Here is a 14,442-nt window from a genome sequence, read left to right as displayed (position 1 = left end):
CTCCTTTATCATCTGCCGTAACATTCGACAAAGACCACCATACATCACTCAGCTAAAAACCCAAGCTATAAGCTGTATCAAAGTACTTCATTGTAATTACATATATAATTTATGGTTAAAAATCAACTCTCCTTTTGATTTGACCTTACCTATACTCACTGAAAGCACGAATCCTTTAACCTAGTTTTACATTACAAACCTATTTCCAGACCTATTTTCAAGCCAACAAAAGAAAACCCGCAATATATGCGGGTTTCTATCATTTTTAGCTTTAGGTTTATTCCATATTCGCAATAATAGCCTCACCAAACTCTGAACAACGTAATAAGGTTGCATTCGGCATTAATCGCTCAAAATCATAAGTGACTGTTTTCGCCTCAATTGCCCCTGAAATCCCTTTAATGATTAAATCTGCCGCCTCTACCCAACCCATATCCCGTAGCATCATTTCAGCAGAAAGAATAATAGAGCCTGGGTTGACTTTATCTTGCCCAGCATATTTTGGCGCTGTTCCGTGCGTGGCTTCATAAACAGAAATCGCCCCACCAATATTCGCACCCGGCGCAATACCAATCCCTCCAACTTCTGCAGCCAATGCATCAGAAATATAGTCACCATTCAGGTTTAAAGTTGCAATCACTGAATAGTCCGCAGGACGCATTAAAATCTGCTGCAAGAATGCATCGGCAATCACATCTTTAATGATAATGTCTTTACCACTTTTTGGGTTTTTAATTTTTACCCATGGCCCGCCATCAATGAGCTCACCACCGAAACGGTCCATCGCAAGCTCATACCCCCACTCTTTAAACGCCCCTTCGGTATATTTCATGATATTGCCTTTGTGAACCAAGGTCACACTCGGCTTATCATTATCAATCGCAAATTGAATCGCTTTACGCACAAGGCGCTGCGTTCCCTCTTTCGATACAGGCTTAATCCCGATACCACAGTTATCTTCAAAGCGGATTTTAGTCACGCCCATTTCTTCTTTGAGAAACTTAATCACTTTCTTCGCTTCAGGAGAGTCGGCTTTCCATTCAATCCCTGCATAAATATCTTCTGAGTTTTCACGGAAAATGACCATATCGGTCAGTTCAGGGTGCTGAACAGGTGATGGTACCCCTTCAAACCAACGTACAGGGCGTACACAGACGTACAAATCTAATTCTTGGCGTAACGCCACGTTCAAAGAACGAATCCCCCCACCAACAGGTGTGGTTAAAGGGCCTTTAATTGAAACCACAAACTCGCGTAGCGCATCAAAAGTTTCTTCTGGCATATAAGAGCCATAAATTTTATTGGCTTTTTCACCGCAGTAGACCTCCATCCACTCAATCGAGCGTTTACCACCATATGCTTTTTGTACTGCAGCATCCACTACAGTTTTCATAGCTGGTGTAATGTCGACACCAATACCATCGCCTTCAATAAAAGGAATAATCGGTTGATTTGGAACATTTAAGGATAAATCTGCGTTTACAGTAATTTTACTACCATCCGCAGGAACGATGATCTTCTGATAACCCATTTTGCAGGCGCTCCCTTTTATTATAATTGGCAAATTTAAAAAATAATTGCCGATAGACAATACTTTCCACTCTTCTTATCGCATAATAGCTTAATCGAATTCCGCTGTTTTTGAGATTTATACGAGAAATAACTACATTTCTCTATTAAATAAATCTTGATATTTCTTATTTTATGTAATTACAGAAGTTATTGACTATGAAAATCGTCATCCTGAATAAGCCCTATGACGTCCTCTCCCAGTTCCGTAAAGATGAAGCACATATGACGATGTCTGACTTTGTCAGCGACTCTACTTTGCGCTTGGCTGGTCGTTTGGATATGGACTCTGAAGGCTTGGTATTTTTAACCGATCATGGTGGTTTAAACCAATACATCACCAACCCTGCCAATAAAAAATTTAAAACGTATTTGGTTCAGGTCGATGGTGATGTAACTGAAGAAGCGCTGGAGCAGTTGCGTAAAGGCGTGGAACTGAAAGATGGTATAACTTTACCTGCTGAAGCATCTAAAGTTGCACAACCTGAGTGGTTATGGGATCGTGATCCTCCTGTACGTTTCCGTGCGTCTGTGCCGACTTCTTGGGTCGAAATTTCAATTTGTGAAGGCCGTAACCGTCAAGTACGTCGCATGACTGCTGCTGTAGGTTTTCCTACTTTACGTTTAATCCGTACTAAAATTGGTGCAATTGATTTGGTTCAAATGGGTTTACAACCAGGTGAATCCAAAGAAATCGAACCACTTTTATACCCTGACTTTCAAAACATTCCTGCGGAAGAACCTTACCGTTCACGCTCTTATGTGAAAAAACCGGGGGGTACAGGTGGTAAGCCTATGGTTCGTAAGAACAAAGATGGTTCCGTGAAAAAGTCAGGTACAAAGCGTATTTGGCAAATGGATGAAAGTGAGAAACCAAAACGTAAAACCAATGGTACAACACGTCCTAATACGAAAGCTCCACGTGGTCGCGGACGTAATGGTCGTTAAGATTTGAGTGATTTAGAGCCCACGAAAGTGGGCTTTATTTTTATGGTAATTTTAATTCTTAATGAAAGTCATGAATTTCTTGCAAAGCAAAGTTTTTCTTTATTAATAAGATTTATTCATCCTCTTTTAGAAAATCAGTATAAATAATTGGTCTATTTCACTTTTTCAAGCATTTACAGATCTAACTAACTATGTGAGCTAATTTACAAAAAATTCGATCAGAAAGCATAATCTCAGCAAGTTTAGTAAAATAACTGACTTCCTACCTACTAAAGATAACCACTCTAATCAATCAAAAATCATCTATAAATTTATAGTATTTTATATTTTTCAACATCATTATAAGGGTCTATAACTTGAATATATTCAAATTCATAAGAATTAGATTTAAATTTCATCTGATAATATTTAATATTTCGTCCTTTCAAAACCTCCATGACTTGTTCTTGACTCACTTGAGATAACTTATCAGGTAATTTTTTATTATCATCATACAAATCTTGTTGTGTTTTCGGCATTCTTAAACCAAAATAAATTGCTTTCACTGCTCTAAAGTCATATTCAACTTTACCAAAATAATCCATGATTATTCTTATTTCATCTTCATGTTGCCATCTTTTTGATTTTTTCCCAAAAATAAACTTATTAAGTTTAGAAATACTATTATTAAGAAAAACCGAATTAAAATTCAATTTAGGTAAATCGTCTCCATATTCCATAACACAATAGACCTCTTGCGAAAGTAAAAACCACCTCAATATAAATTTCATGAGATATCAGAAATTAAATCGTTTTTCAGATTCTGAATTCAAACGCTTGGTTGGCGTACCTCGACATGTTTTTACTGAAATGGTAGAGGTTTTAGAAAAAGCAGAATCACTCAAAAAGAAATCAGGTCGTCCTCATACTTTAGATATAGAGGATCAGTTGTTATTAACTCTCAATTACTTACGGAACTACAGCACTCAACTGGAATTAGCGGCAAATTACCATATCGCTGAAAGTAATGTGAATCGAACCATTAAAAAGGTTGAAGATGCATTGATGAAATCAAGACGTTTTACTCTGCCAAAACGAAGCATTACCACGGCAGACGAACACTTTAACTGGGTAATTATTGATGCGACAGAATGTTCAATAGAACGTCCGAAAAAAAAATCAGAGTAAATTCTACAGTGGTAAAAAGAAGAAATATACGCTAAAAGTACAAGTGATCTATCATCCGAACAGCAAACAAATCATAGGGCTAGATATATCGAATGGCAGTCAGCATGACATTAAATTGGCAAGAAAAACGGTTAAGAAATTCAAACATTGTGAATATGTTATGACTGATCTAGGGTACTACGGATTAGAGCAAGATGGCTTTAAATTATTGATGCCAATAAAGAAAAAGAAGAATTTACCTTTATTTGATGTTGAGAAAAAGTACAATAAAATGGTTGGAAAAATACGAGTTGTGATCGAACACATTAATAGTCAATTGAAAACATTTAGAATATTAAGTGAACGCTATCGAAATAGACGGAAAAGATTCGGCTTACGCATTAACTTAATTGCTGCACTCGTAAACCGGATAAACTTGCAATAATGACTTTCGCAGGAGATCTAATATGTCTGAATATTTTTTATCTGTAATAGTACTTCTTGATCATACTCTATACAAAAACCTTGATGTGAATTTGCATAATATGCCCATAAAAGCTCATCTATTGCAGTTTTACTCAACGAGTAAATACCATAACTTTTAATATCCTCATAAAATCTACTAAAACTATCTTTTAAATAAGGATGCAGTTCAGACGCACTTAAAATTTCATCAACATACATCCCTTCATAGGGATCATTTAATTTCAAAAAATTAGGTGCATAAAAATAATCTTGTTTTAACGACTCTAAATCACGTTGTGAGCCATATCTATATTTATAAACTTTCATCTACTTTTTCTTCTTTAAATCCATGCTCAGTGTGTTTTACATTAATTATATGTCTTGTCCTGAAATAGATTGACAGTATTCCACTTCAAACCGAGTTAAGCAATTAGCTCGGTTTTAGTTTGCTCATACATCTGATTCGGGGTGTTCATATTTAAACTTAAATGTGGTCTATAGCAATTATAAATCATGATAGATTCCGTAATTAAGTGATCTAACTCCTTCATGGTTTGACATCGTGTAGTTAAAAACTCCTGCTTTAATATTCCATTAATCCGCTCTGCTAATGCATTTTGATATGAGAAACACTGTTTCGCAAGGTATCCATCTGTCATGGAAGGACATATCCCATAATGGCGCAATGCCGATTGATATAGCTCAGAGCAATACTGAGAGCCTCTGTCTGAATGATGAATCATCCTAGTCGCTCGATCCGTCACATGCTGCATCGCCATATGTAGAGCCTGCATAACATTCTCCGCACGCATATCATTCGATAACTTATAACCTTTAATCTGACGGGTATAAGCATCTGTCACCAATGATAAATAATGTACGCCTTCAGCACTCTCAACATAAGTAATATCACTAACAAAGACTTCGTTGGCTTGCACTGCTGAATAATCCTTTAATAAATTTGGATGCTTCTTCATCCAATGCTTGCTATCCGTAGTTTTTGTATAGCGACGCTTGGGGCGAATCAATAAATTATGCTCTTTCAATATTTTAAATAACTGATCCCGTCCACACTTTAAACCACGCTGCAACAATTTGCCTTTAATAAGCCAATACAACTTACGTGTTCCGATACTTGGCATGAGACAACGATATTCCATAACCAACTCAAGTATTTGTTCAGTTGCTTGTGCAGTCATTTGAGCACGTTTTTCTGCTTGATAATAAGCTTGTCGGGTGATTCCCAACCACTGACAATAACGTGAAACGCTTAGTCCTCTTTGGCTTTGCCAATCTTTGAAACGTGCTCGGTATACTTTTTTCCAAGATCAGTCCCACATTCTTTATCAATGTGATAAATCACATCCTGAATAAATTCAGTTTTAAGCTTTTCTGCGGCTAACTGCTTTTCTAATTGGCGGATTCGTTGTTGGGGTGTTAATTGGCGTTTAGAAGAAGGCGGCATATTCGAAGTCCAGTCCTGTTGTCCGTGCTTGCGTAACCATACCAGCACAGTTGATCTTCCTTGAATACCATATTTTGCCTGAGCTTGTTTATAAGTAATTTGCCCTTTTTCTACTTCATGTACAACCATCATTTTAAAGGCAAAGCTATAATCACCTTGTGTACGTTTAACTCTTTGTTCTCGTTCATGTTCCATAAAATAAGCCTCTTAAAGGTGTAAACTTATTTCAGGACGGGACATATATTTATTAAAAAAAGCCGACGCATATGCATCGGCTTTTTTCACTTCATCGGTAAATTTACCGATTTAGTTTTGACTTAGATCGCTTCAAGTGCAGCATTCAAAGTCTCGCTTGGACGCATTACAGCATTTACTTTAGCTGTATCTACAGCATAGTAACCACCGATGTCAGCAGCTTGACCTTGAACTTGAGCAAGTTCAGCAATGATCTTGTCTTCGTTTTCAGCAAGTGCTTTCGCAAGTGGCGCAAACTTCGCTTTCAACTCAGCATCTTCATCTTGTGCAGTAAGCGCTTCAGCCCAGAACTTCGCTAAATAGAAGTGGCTGCCACGGTTATCTAACTCGCCTGTACGACGTGATGGAGACTTGTCGTTATCAAGTAATTTGCCAGTCGCTTGGTCTAAAGTCTTCGCAAGAAGTTTCGCCTGAGCGTTATCTTCTTTAATACCTAGCTCTTCTAAAGAAACAGCAAGCGCCAAGAACTCACCTAAAGAATCCCAACGTAAGTGGTTTTCTTCAACAAGCTGTTGTACGTGTTTAGGCGCTGAACCACCCGCACCAGTTTCGTACATGCCACCGCCCGCCATTAACGGAACGATAGACAACATTTTCGCTGAAGTACCCAATTCCATAATTGGGAACAAGTCAGTCAGGTAGTCACGTAGGATGTTACCCGTTACAGAAATCGTATCTAGGCCACGCGCTACACGTTCAAGTGTATAACGCATTGCACGTACTTGAGACATGATCTGAATGTCTAAACCAGCAGTATCGTGGTCTTTCAAGTATTTTTGTACTTTCTTGATCACTTCATTTTCGTGCGGGCGGTATGGGTCTAACCAGAAGATTGCTGGCATACCCGAGTTACGAGCACGGTTTACTGCAAGTTTTACCCAATCTTGAATCGGTGCATCTTTCACCTGACACATACGCCAGATGTCGCCTTCCTCAACATTTTGAGTCATCAACACTTCGCCAGTTTCTAGGTCAGTGATGTTTGCAACACCCGCTTCAGACATTTCGAAAGTTTTGTCGTGCGAACCGTATTCTTCAGCTTTTTGCGCCATCAAACCAACGTTAGGCACAGTACCCATCGTACGTGGGTCAAAGTTACCGTTCCACTTACAGAAATTGATCATTTCTTGATAGATACGCGCAAAAGTTGACTCAGGCATTACTGCTTTACAGTCATAAGGTTTGCCGTCAGCGCCCCACATTTTACCGCCACCACGAATCATTGCAGGCATTGAAGCATCTACAATCACGTCGTTTGGTGAATGGAAGTTTGTGATGCCTTTCGCCGAATCAACCATTGCAAGTGCAGGACGGTGTTCTTGGCAAGCATGTAAGTCTTCGATGATTTCTTCACGTAAAGATGTCGGTAAAGTTGCGATCTTCTCGTAAAGACCAGCCATACCGTTGTTTACGTTAATGCCTAGCTCATCGAACAATTTACCGTGTTTTTCAAAAGCATCTTTGTAGTAAATTTTCACACAGTGACCGAAAACGATCGGGTGTGAAACTTTCATCATGGTTGCTTTAACGTGTAAAGAGAACAAAATGCCCGCTTCTTTACAATCATCAAGTTCTTTTTCATAGAAATCGCAAAGCGCTTTCTTGCTCATGAACATTGAGTCGATGATTTCGCCGTCTTGAAGTGCAACTTTTGACTTCAGAACAATCGTTTCACCAGACTTGGTGATGAGTTCCATTTTCACATTACGTGCACGGTCTAAAGTCATCGACTTTTCACCGTGGTAGAAGTCGCCTTCATCCATGTGAGAAACGTGAGTTTGAGACCATTGCTTCCACTCGCTCATAGAGTGCGGGTGTTTTTTCGCATAGTTTTTCACTGCAGCTGGTGCACGACGGTCAGAGTTACCTTCACGCAATACAGGGTTTACAGCTGAACCAAGACATTTGCCATAGCGCGCTTTAAGCGCTTTTTCGTCTTCAGTGGTTGGGTTTTCAGGATAGTCAGGAATCGCGTAGCCTTTTGATTGAAGCTCTTTGATACATGCTGTTAACTGAGCAACAGAGGCACTAATATTCGGGAGTTTGATGATATTAGTATCTGGATCTTGGGTAAGACGACCTAGTTCTGCAAGATTGTCTGGGACTTTTTGCTCTTCTTTTAGGTATTCAGAGAATTCTGCGAGAACACGTGCGGCAACAGAGATATCAGTTTTAACGATCTCTACACCAGCAGGTTTAGTAAAGGTCTCAATGATCGGCAGTAGCGAATAAGTCGCTAGCAATGGCGCCTCGTCGGTCAGTGTGTAAATGATGGTTGACTTTCCACCAGCCATATATAGCCCCTTGCGTTAGATTGAGTTTTTTAGGGTGATGAGCTTCTGGCTCAACCCCTGCGAACCGATGTGCTTGAATAAAACCCTGAAAGTATCGTCCCTCAGGGCTTTACAGTCAACGTAATATCCAGTGATAACGACATTTCGCCAGAAAATACCACTACAGCCTTCGTTTTTCAAAATCACGTCTTTCCACAAGGCTTTAGCTTTTGCTTAGAAAATAGACAAATTTTTTAGCGAAATGTGTTATTTACCTCATCTAAACCACAACAACAGATACTTTTCACATAATACAGTCTTCAAATCCTTTTTATAGTCTTATAGCCCTACATGCATCTAGCCCTACATGCATCAGAATGACTTTTCTCAGCGCTAAATTTAAATCGGCAGAGCCATTCGACATGCTGCAGCTTAAATATTGATACATAAACCCTCTACGCGTACTCCCCCATTTTTACATTTTTAAACCTATGATTTTTATATGGTTGGTTAAACTGAATCTTTTTCCTGCAACGGTAAGGGTCAATTCAATGCTAAAAATGCTGCTTCCGCTCATTGGACTTGGTTTTTCTTCTTGGTGTTTTGCTCAAAATCCATTGAGCGTCCATGTGCTGAATTTGGAAAATGGTCTCCCTTCTGCCAATGTCAAAGTGACACTTGAAGCCCAACAAAATGATAAATGGACAGAAATCAGCTCAAGCATGACCGATGACCAAGGTCGAATCAATGATTTATATCCCAAAGATACGGCCTTACAAAAAGGTGTATACAAAGTTACCTTTAAAACGGGTGATTGGTTTCGCCAAAAAAATCAGCGCTCATTCTTTCCAGAAGTGCCCGTGGTGTTTGTAATTGATGGCTCATTAGATCATTACCATATCCCGCTGTTAATTAGCCCATATGGCTATTCCACTTATCGTGGTAGTTAATATTCAAAAATGAACAAATATAAAAAAACCGATACCTAGGCATCGGTTTTTATTTCAACAGAATGACAAATAAAGTGGCTTAGGGACTAAGCCTTGAACCACTTCTCTGCTTTTGCTTGGTCTTCAACTTTCAATTCAACTTCCGTCAGCTCTGAGCCAGCAGCTTTCACATCAAAGCTCATCAACTCATCACGGCGGAATGCCAAAATGCTATATATACCTTCTTGCTTGGCATACTTTTCTATCAGTTTCACCGTTGCTTTGAGACCATCAATCACAATGATCACATCATGGGCAGAAAGGCCAGCTTGAGCAGCAGCACCATCACGACGTGCGCTTTGCACCAACACGCCTTCTGGCTTATTTACAAGCTTTAAACCTAACGGTAATGACTTATCATTTTTCAGGCTATAACTTAAACCAAACTCAGGGAAAAGTTGATCGAGCGGCAACTCATCTGTGGTGTTAATTAAGTGATTGATTTGCTCAATCCAGTTATCACCCGTCAGCTCATTGCACAACTCAACAATTGTACGCTCATGTACTTGTATGCCCTTTTGCGCGTTCTCATAAAGTTTACGCATAAGTGCATCTAGACTTGAACCACGTAAGCGCAAACCTAAGTCTAAGCATAGGGCAACCAAACAACCTTTGTTGTAATAGCTGGTGCCTGCATTGTTCGAGTTTTCATCCTGACGGTAAAATTTCACCCATGCATCAAAGCTGGACTCAGACACAGACTGAACAAAACGACCCGGATTTTGTAAATAACGATCAATCTGAGTTTTGAGTAGTTTGATATATGAGGCTTGGGAAATCACACCACTACGTAGCAAAATCAGGTCATCATAATAAGACGTGAAACCTTCAAAAATCCAAAGCAAAGAGGTATAGCCTTCTTTGTTTAGATCATAATTGACAAAGTTTTCAGGACGAATGAATTTGACCAACCATGAGTGGAAATATTCATGGCTACATAAACCTAAGAAACGTTGATAGTCTTCAGATGGCTCTTCAGGCTCATTGGCTTTTGGTAAGTCTTCACGAGGAATAATCAAGCTGGTTGAATTTGGATGCTCCAAACCACCATAGCTATTTGCTGTCGCCATCGTCATAAAGGTGTAGTTTGAAAATGGCGCTGAGCCAAACATTAAAATTTCTGTTGCACAGATTTTTTCAATATCTTGCTGCATACGTGCAGCATTCATGGCATGTTTACCTGACACCACAAACTCATGCGGAATACCATTGGCTTCAAAACCAAAACGCGTCTGTTCTGCCAACTCAAATGGTGCATCAATCAGCTCGGCATAGTTTTTGGCTTTTAAGGTAAAACGACCTTTAACGAGGCTTTTAGAAGCCATACCGGTAGCCAATTGGAAGTGTTTTAGTTCATCAGGAAGGAACAATTCAACTTCAACTGCTTTATCCTCTTGACCCTCCAAACCTAAGCAAGCACATGCGGGGTTTACATATAAACGGGTTTGATCTACATACGCACCGCGCACCGACAGATCATAGGCATAGACATCATACTCAACCGTAATCAGTTCATGATCGGTATTAAAAAGACGCCATTTATTCTTTTCAAATTTTTGAATTTCTAACAAACGCCCTTCTTCATCATAAGCACGAACTGACTCTATATGCTTTGAAAACTCGCGAATGAGGTAACTACCCGGAATCCAAGTTGGTAATGAAAGTACCTGTGTTGGGTCTGCTACAAAACGTAAAGTCACGTGTATAAGGTGCTGACGATAATCGTCAAATTCGATCTGATAATGCAACATAATGGGCGATACAAAATAAAATGAAATGAGTTATAACTTAGCTTAGCATTATTTACGCCAGTTTTGCGTCACAGTCACATTTGTCTGCATTTTTGACTGGTCATTGAGGAAAAAAAGGCATAGCATTTGCAGCTGTTTTAGGTTTAAAAGTCACGGAATGGCTTGGTTAGGGAATTTCATTGAAAGCTGTCATCTACTTCATCGCTACACTCTTCGCCTTATGTTCAAGTTTCACTCAAGCGGCATTGCTCAACATTGTTCCTGAAACAGTTGAAGCTCAAGCTTGGACAGTTTTTGACAGCCAATCGGGGCAAGTCATTGCAGAGCATAATAGTCATGTTCAACGTGCACCCGCTTCGCTCACCAAAATGATGGTGGCGTATATTGCACTCAAAGAAATTAATGCAGGGAAGCTCAATAAGAGCGAAATTCTTACCGCAACACCTGTGGTCAGTACAGTGATGTGGGATGAGTCCCAAATGTACTTAAAACAAGGCGAACAGATTTCTGTGGATCAGCTTTTAGCGGGTTTAGTGGTGATGTCTGCCAACGATGCAGCGGTGACTTTAGCAGAACGCATCTCAGGTGATATTCCAAACTTTGTTGCACGAATGAACCAAGAAGCCAAAGCGCTGGGAATGACTGAAACCCATTTTCAGAATCCTGCTGGTATCACCATGCCAGAGCACTATTCGACCGCACATGATTTAGCGCTATTAGGCCAAGCCTTGGTGAATGAAACGCCAGACTATTTATACTATTCAAAACAGCAAAGTTTTAGCTATAATCAACGCTTTCACCGTGCAACAAATATTCTGTTAAAACAAGACCCAACCGTAGATGGCTTAAAGACAGGTTATACCAAAGCAGCGGGATACAATTTAGCCCTGACAGCAAACCGCCCAACCATGAATCCAGACAATCCAAACCGTCGCTTGGTGGTCATCGTTTTGGGTACAGAAAGTGCAGCTAAGCGTGCTGAAGTTGCACACAACCTCATGAATTTGTCTTATACCTATACTCGCAATGAAGTTGCACTGAAAGATAAGCAAATTATCGCTGAACTGCCTGTCGTCAAATCGACATTGAAAATGTTCAAAGTGGAAAGTAAGCAACCGAAAATTGTGACCACATCACTGTACGATCAGCCATATGCCATTGACTTACATGCCTTTGACCAGACCAACCAACGGATTATGCTCAATACAGGCAATGGCACTATTCAACGCATTGATCCCTTAGAATCTACAAAAACGCATTTCAATATTGAAGTGTTGCAAAACAAACTGACCGCTCCTCTGGCTGAAGTGATGCAACTGGCGAAAGTGCAGGTCTATCAAAACAATCAGCTCATTCAAACGTTCACCATTGAAGAAGATGTACAAATTGAAGAAGCCAATATTTTCCAGCGACTGATGTTTTGGTTCAAAAGCTTGTTTCCATTTTTATCAAGTGATGAACCTAAAGTAAAAACCTACACACTCGGTTAAGTTCGAGCAGTATCCCGAGTTTTATACTTTATGTAACTTGTAAGACAATCTAATTATCAATAAATCAAGAAGATGGCATATTCAATGTCATCTTCTTTTTTTAATAATAAATAGGTTGCTTCATATGGCTGTACAAACAGAACAAGTGCCACACCATATTGTTATTATTGGCGGTGGTGCTGGTGGTCTAGAGTTAGCAACGCAACTCGGTGACAGCTTCGCAAAATCCAACTGGGTTAAAATCACCCTCGTCGATCAAAACCTCACCCACATCTGGAAACCCTTACTCCACGAAATTGCGGCAGGTACACTCAACCCAAGTGTTGAAGAAATTAATTATTTTGCACATGCTTCTAAGCATCATTATGAGTTTGTTTTGGGTCGTTTTGTCGGCTTAGATCAAGAACATAAAAATGTAAAACTTGAAGCACGCCAATATGCCAAACAAAGCACGGAAACCACGCAGTTTGAACTCAACTACGACACCTTAGTCCTAGCAGTCGGTTCGACCTCTAACGACTTTTCGACCGAAGGTGCTAAACATTACTGCCATTTCCTCGACAGTCGCCAGCAAGCTGAAATTTTCCAGCAAGACCTTCTACATTTGTATTTGGATGCACAAAACCGCCCCGAAACACGCGCACTCAATATTGCGATTATTGGTGCAGGTGCCACAGGGGTCGAGCTTGCAGCCGAATTGATCCATGCGAAAAGTACCTTTTTTAAATACGGTCTCAATAAAATTGACCCAAACAAAGTCAAAGTGACCTTGATTGAGGCAGCGGATCGTATTCTTCCCGCCCTATCCACCAAAATGGCAAATCACACACATACCCAATTGGAAAAACTTGGCGTTGAAGTCCTCACCCATCACCGTGTTGCCAAGTTAGACAAAGACCATGTCTATTTTGCTGACGGCTCACAAATCGATGCCGATCTAAAAGTTTGGGCGGCAGGCATCAAAGCGCCTGTCGTTTTAAATGCGCTTGAAGGCTTTGAAAAAGATGCGATTGGACGTCTTAAAGTCTATGCAACTTTGCAAACCCGTTCCGACCCCAACATTTTTGCCTTTGGCGATTGTGCTCACTGCCAGCCCGCGGCCGATGAACCAGTCCTTGGCCCACGTGCTCAAGTGGCCAGCCAACAAGCAGCCTTTTTGCTTCGAGCGCTCAAAGTGCGCATTCGTGGTCAGTCTTTGCCGATGTTTAAATTTTCTGACAAAGGCTCTTTGGTTTCCCTCAGTCAATACAAAGCTGTGGGCGAACTCCTGGGCCAAGTTAATGTGCAAGGCGTGCTGGCAAAAACCATGTATGTTTCTTTATATCGACTCCATCAGGCCACCTTACATGGCTATACCCAAGCTGGGCTGATGACCGCAAAAGACCTGATGAATAAAAAAGTCGGTCCGAAAATAAAATTGCATTGAAATCTAAAAATGCGTCCCCACTAATAAAAAAACGCCATAAGAACGTGGAAAATGCAGTTTTTTTGCTAAATTTAGTCTACAAAAGCTGCTTTTCACTTTATGATATACCCCTTAAATTCTAAATGAATGGACGAAAAACATGACTGCTATCGCAAATGATCACGTGGTTTCTTTCAACTACAAATTGACTAACGCTGAAGGCGAAACGCTAGACCAATCACAAGGTGAACCACTTGCATATTTGCACGGCGCAGGTAACATCATCCCAGGTTTAGAAAATGCATTGCTAGGCAAAACTGTAGGTGAAAAATTCACTGTTACTGTTCCTGCTGCTGAAGGTTATGGCGAATACAACCCTGAACTCGTTCAAGAAGTTCCAGCGCAAATGTTCCAAGGCGTAGACAACATCCAAGCGGGTATGCAGTTCCAAGCTCAAACTGATGATGGCGTTCAAATCGTAACTGTAAAAGCAGTTGAAGGCGAAAACGTAATTGTTGATGCGAACTTCCCACTTGCTGGTCAAGACTTAACTTTCGAAGTTGAAATCGTAGAAATCCGCGATGCAACTGAAGAAGAATTACAGCACGGCCATGCGCACGGTGCTGGTGGTCACCACCACTAAGATTTAACAATCTTAAAAAAAGGGCGAAAGTTTAACTTCCGCC

At 40.2% G+C, this 14,442-nt stretch carries 12 protein-coding genes; 6 read left to right on the top strand and 6 right to left on the bottom strand.

Going from position 1 to position 14,442, the window contains the following annotated elements; genetic code table 11:
* Positions 1–277 precede the first annotated feature (277 nt).
* On the bottom strand, positions 278–1,531 hold the full coding sequence (gene icd, locus F986_RS15585) for an NADP-dependent isocitrate dehydrogenase (RefSeq protein ID WP_004696737.1): 1,254 nt from the start codon (positions 1,529–1,531) through the stop codon (positions 278–280).
* A gap of 197 nt (positions 1,532–1,728) precedes the next feature.
* Here icd and F986_RS15580 point away from each other — a divergent pair, with 197 nt between their 5' ends.
* Positions 1,729–2,517: a pseudouridine synthase gene (locus F986_RS15580; protein WP_004696736.1), complete on the top strand. Its 789-nt coding sequence runs from the start codon at positions 1,729–1,731 to the stop codon at positions 2,515–2,517.
* A 311-nt stretch (positions 2,518–2,828) separates the two neighbouring features.
* Here the strand turns inward: F986_RS15580 and F986_RS15575 are convergent, their stop codons facing one another.
* Positions 2,829–3,236: a hypothetical protein gene (locus F986_RS15575; protein ID WP_004696735.1), complete on the bottom strand. Its 408-nt coding sequence runs from the start codon at positions 3,234–3,236 to the stop codon at positions 2,829–2,831.
* Positions 3,237–3,285: 49 nt separating this feature from the next.
* On the opposite strand from F986_RS15575, the gene F986_RS18120 reads away from it, so the two are divergent.
* Positions 3,286–4,108, top strand: a protein-coding gene (locus tag F986_RS18120) for an IS5 family transposase (RefSeq protein WP_094148576.1) whose coding sequence is annotated in 2 segments (ribosomal slippage) — positions 3,286–3,666 and positions 3,668–4,108 — 822 coding nt in all. Because the reading frame shifts where the segments join, the coding sequence is not laid out codon by codon here.
* A gap of 17 nt (positions 4,109–4,125) precedes the next feature.
* Here F986_RS18120 and F986_RS15560 read toward each other — a convergent pair.
* The 3 genes from F986_RS15560 to F986_RS15545 all read right to left on the bottom strand — a co-directional run bounded on the left by F986_RS15560 (position 4,126) and on the right by F986_RS15545 (position 8,142).
* A complete protein-coding gene (locus F986_RS15560; RefSeq protein WP_004696734.1) occupies positions 4,126–4,455 on the bottom strand; it encodes a DUF2971 domain-containing protein in 330 nt (109 codons plus the stop codon).
* 95 nt (positions 4,456–4,550) lie between these two features.
* Positions 4,551–5,788, bottom strand: a protein-coding gene (locus F986_RS18115; protein ID WP_115613876.1) for an IS3 family transposase whose coding sequence is annotated in 2 segments (ribosomal slippage) — positions 4,551–5,452 and positions 5,452–5,788 — 1,239 coding nt in all. Because the reading frame shifts where the segments join, the coding sequence is not laid out codon by codon here.
* Positions 5,789–5,910: 122 nt separating this feature from the next.
* Positions 5,911–8,142 carry an NADP-dependent isocitrate dehydrogenase gene (locus tag F986_RS15545; RefSeq protein ID WP_004696733.1) on the bottom strand — a complete coding sequence of 744 codons (2,232 nt, stop codon included), beginning with the start codon at positions 8,140–8,142 and terminating at the stop codon, positions 5,911–5,913.
* 530 nt (positions 8,143–8,672) lie between these two features.
* On the opposite strand from F986_RS15545, the gene uraH reads away from it, so the two are divergent.
* A complete protein-coding gene (gene uraH / locus F986_RS15540) occupies positions 8,673–9,071 on the top strand; it encodes a hydroxyisourate hydrolase (RefSeq protein WP_004696732.1) in 399 nt (132 codons plus the stop codon).
* Positions 9,072–9,157: 86 nt separating this feature from the next.
* Here the strand turns inward: uraH and F986_RS15535 are convergent, their stop codons facing one another.
* Positions 9,158–10,861 carry a M61 family metallopeptidase gene (locus tag F986_RS15535; RefSeq protein ID WP_004696731.1) on the bottom strand — a complete coding sequence of 568 codons (1,704 nt, stop codon included), beginning with the start codon at positions 10,859–10,861 and terminating at the stop codon, positions 9,158–9,160.
* Positions 10,862–11,040: 179 nt separating this feature from the next.
* Here F986_RS15535 and F986_RS15530 point away from each other — a divergent pair, with 179 nt between their 5' ends.
* From F986_RS15530 to slyD, 3 genes are all read left to right on the top strand, one after another.
* Complete coding sequence (locus tag F986_RS15530; protein ID WP_004696730.1) at positions 11,041–12,351, top strand: D-alanyl-D-alanine carboxypeptidase PBP6B; 1,311 nt, start codon at positions 11,041–11,043, stop codon at positions 12,349–12,351.
* Between the two features lie 124 nt (positions 12,352–12,475).
* On the top strand, positions 12,476–13,777 hold the full coding sequence (locus F986_RS15525; protein ID WP_004696729.1) for an NAD(P)/FAD-dependent oxidoreductase: 1,302 nt from the start codon (positions 12,476–12,478) through the stop codon (positions 13,775–13,777).
* 139 nt (positions 13,778–13,916) lie between these two features.
* Positions 13,917–14,399, top strand: coding sequence for a peptidylprolyl isomerase (slyD, locus tag F986_RS15520; RefSeq protein WP_004696728.1), 483 nt, complete (start codon positions 13,917–13,919; stop codon positions 14,397–14,399).
* The last annotated feature ends 43 nt before the right edge of the window (positions 14,400–14,442 follow it).

The sequence above is a fragment of the Acinetobacter johnsonii CIP 64.6 genome, assembly GCF_000368045.1.
In the GTDB taxonomy this organism is placed as follows: Bacteria; Pseudomonadota; Gammaproteobacteria; order Pseudomonadales; family Moraxellaceae; genus Acinetobacter; species Acinetobacter johnsonii.
This window is presented reverse-complemented; position numbering and strand designations above follow the sequence as displayed.

Coding starts and splice junctions, on each gene's coding strand:
- F986_RS15525 (WP_004696729.1), top strand. CDS start 12,476: ATGGCTGTACAAACAGAACAAGTGCCACACCATATTGTTATTATTGGC.
- F986_RS15575 (WP_004696735.1), bottom strand. CDS start 3,236: ATGGAATATGGAGACGATTTACCTAAATTGAATTTTAATTCGGTTTTT.
- uraH (WP_004696732.1), top strand. CDS start 8,673: ATGCTAAAAATGCTGCTTCCGCTCATTGGACTTGGTTTTTCTTCTTGG.
- F986_RS15560 (WP_004696734.1), bottom strand. CDS start 4,455: ATGAAAGTTTATAAATATAGATATGGCTCACAACGTGATTTAGAGTCG.
- F986_RS15580 (WP_004696736.1), top strand. CDS start 1,729: ATGAAAATCGTCATCCTGAATAAGCCCTATGACGTCCTCTCCCAGTTC.
- icd (WP_004696737.1), bottom strand. CDS start 1,531: ATGGGTTATCAGAAGATCATCGTTCCTGCGGATGGTAGTAAAATTACT.
- F986_RS15545 (WP_004696733.1), bottom strand. CDS start 8,142: ATGGCTGGTGGAAAGTCAACCATCATTTACACACTGACCGACGAGGCG.
- slyD (WP_004696728.1), top strand. CDS start 13,917: ATGACTGCTATCGCAAATGATCACGTGGTTTCTTTCAACTACAAATTG.
- F986_RS15535 (WP_004696731.1), bottom strand. CDS start 10,861: ATGTTGCATTATCAGATCGAATTTGACGATTATCGTCAGCACCTTATA.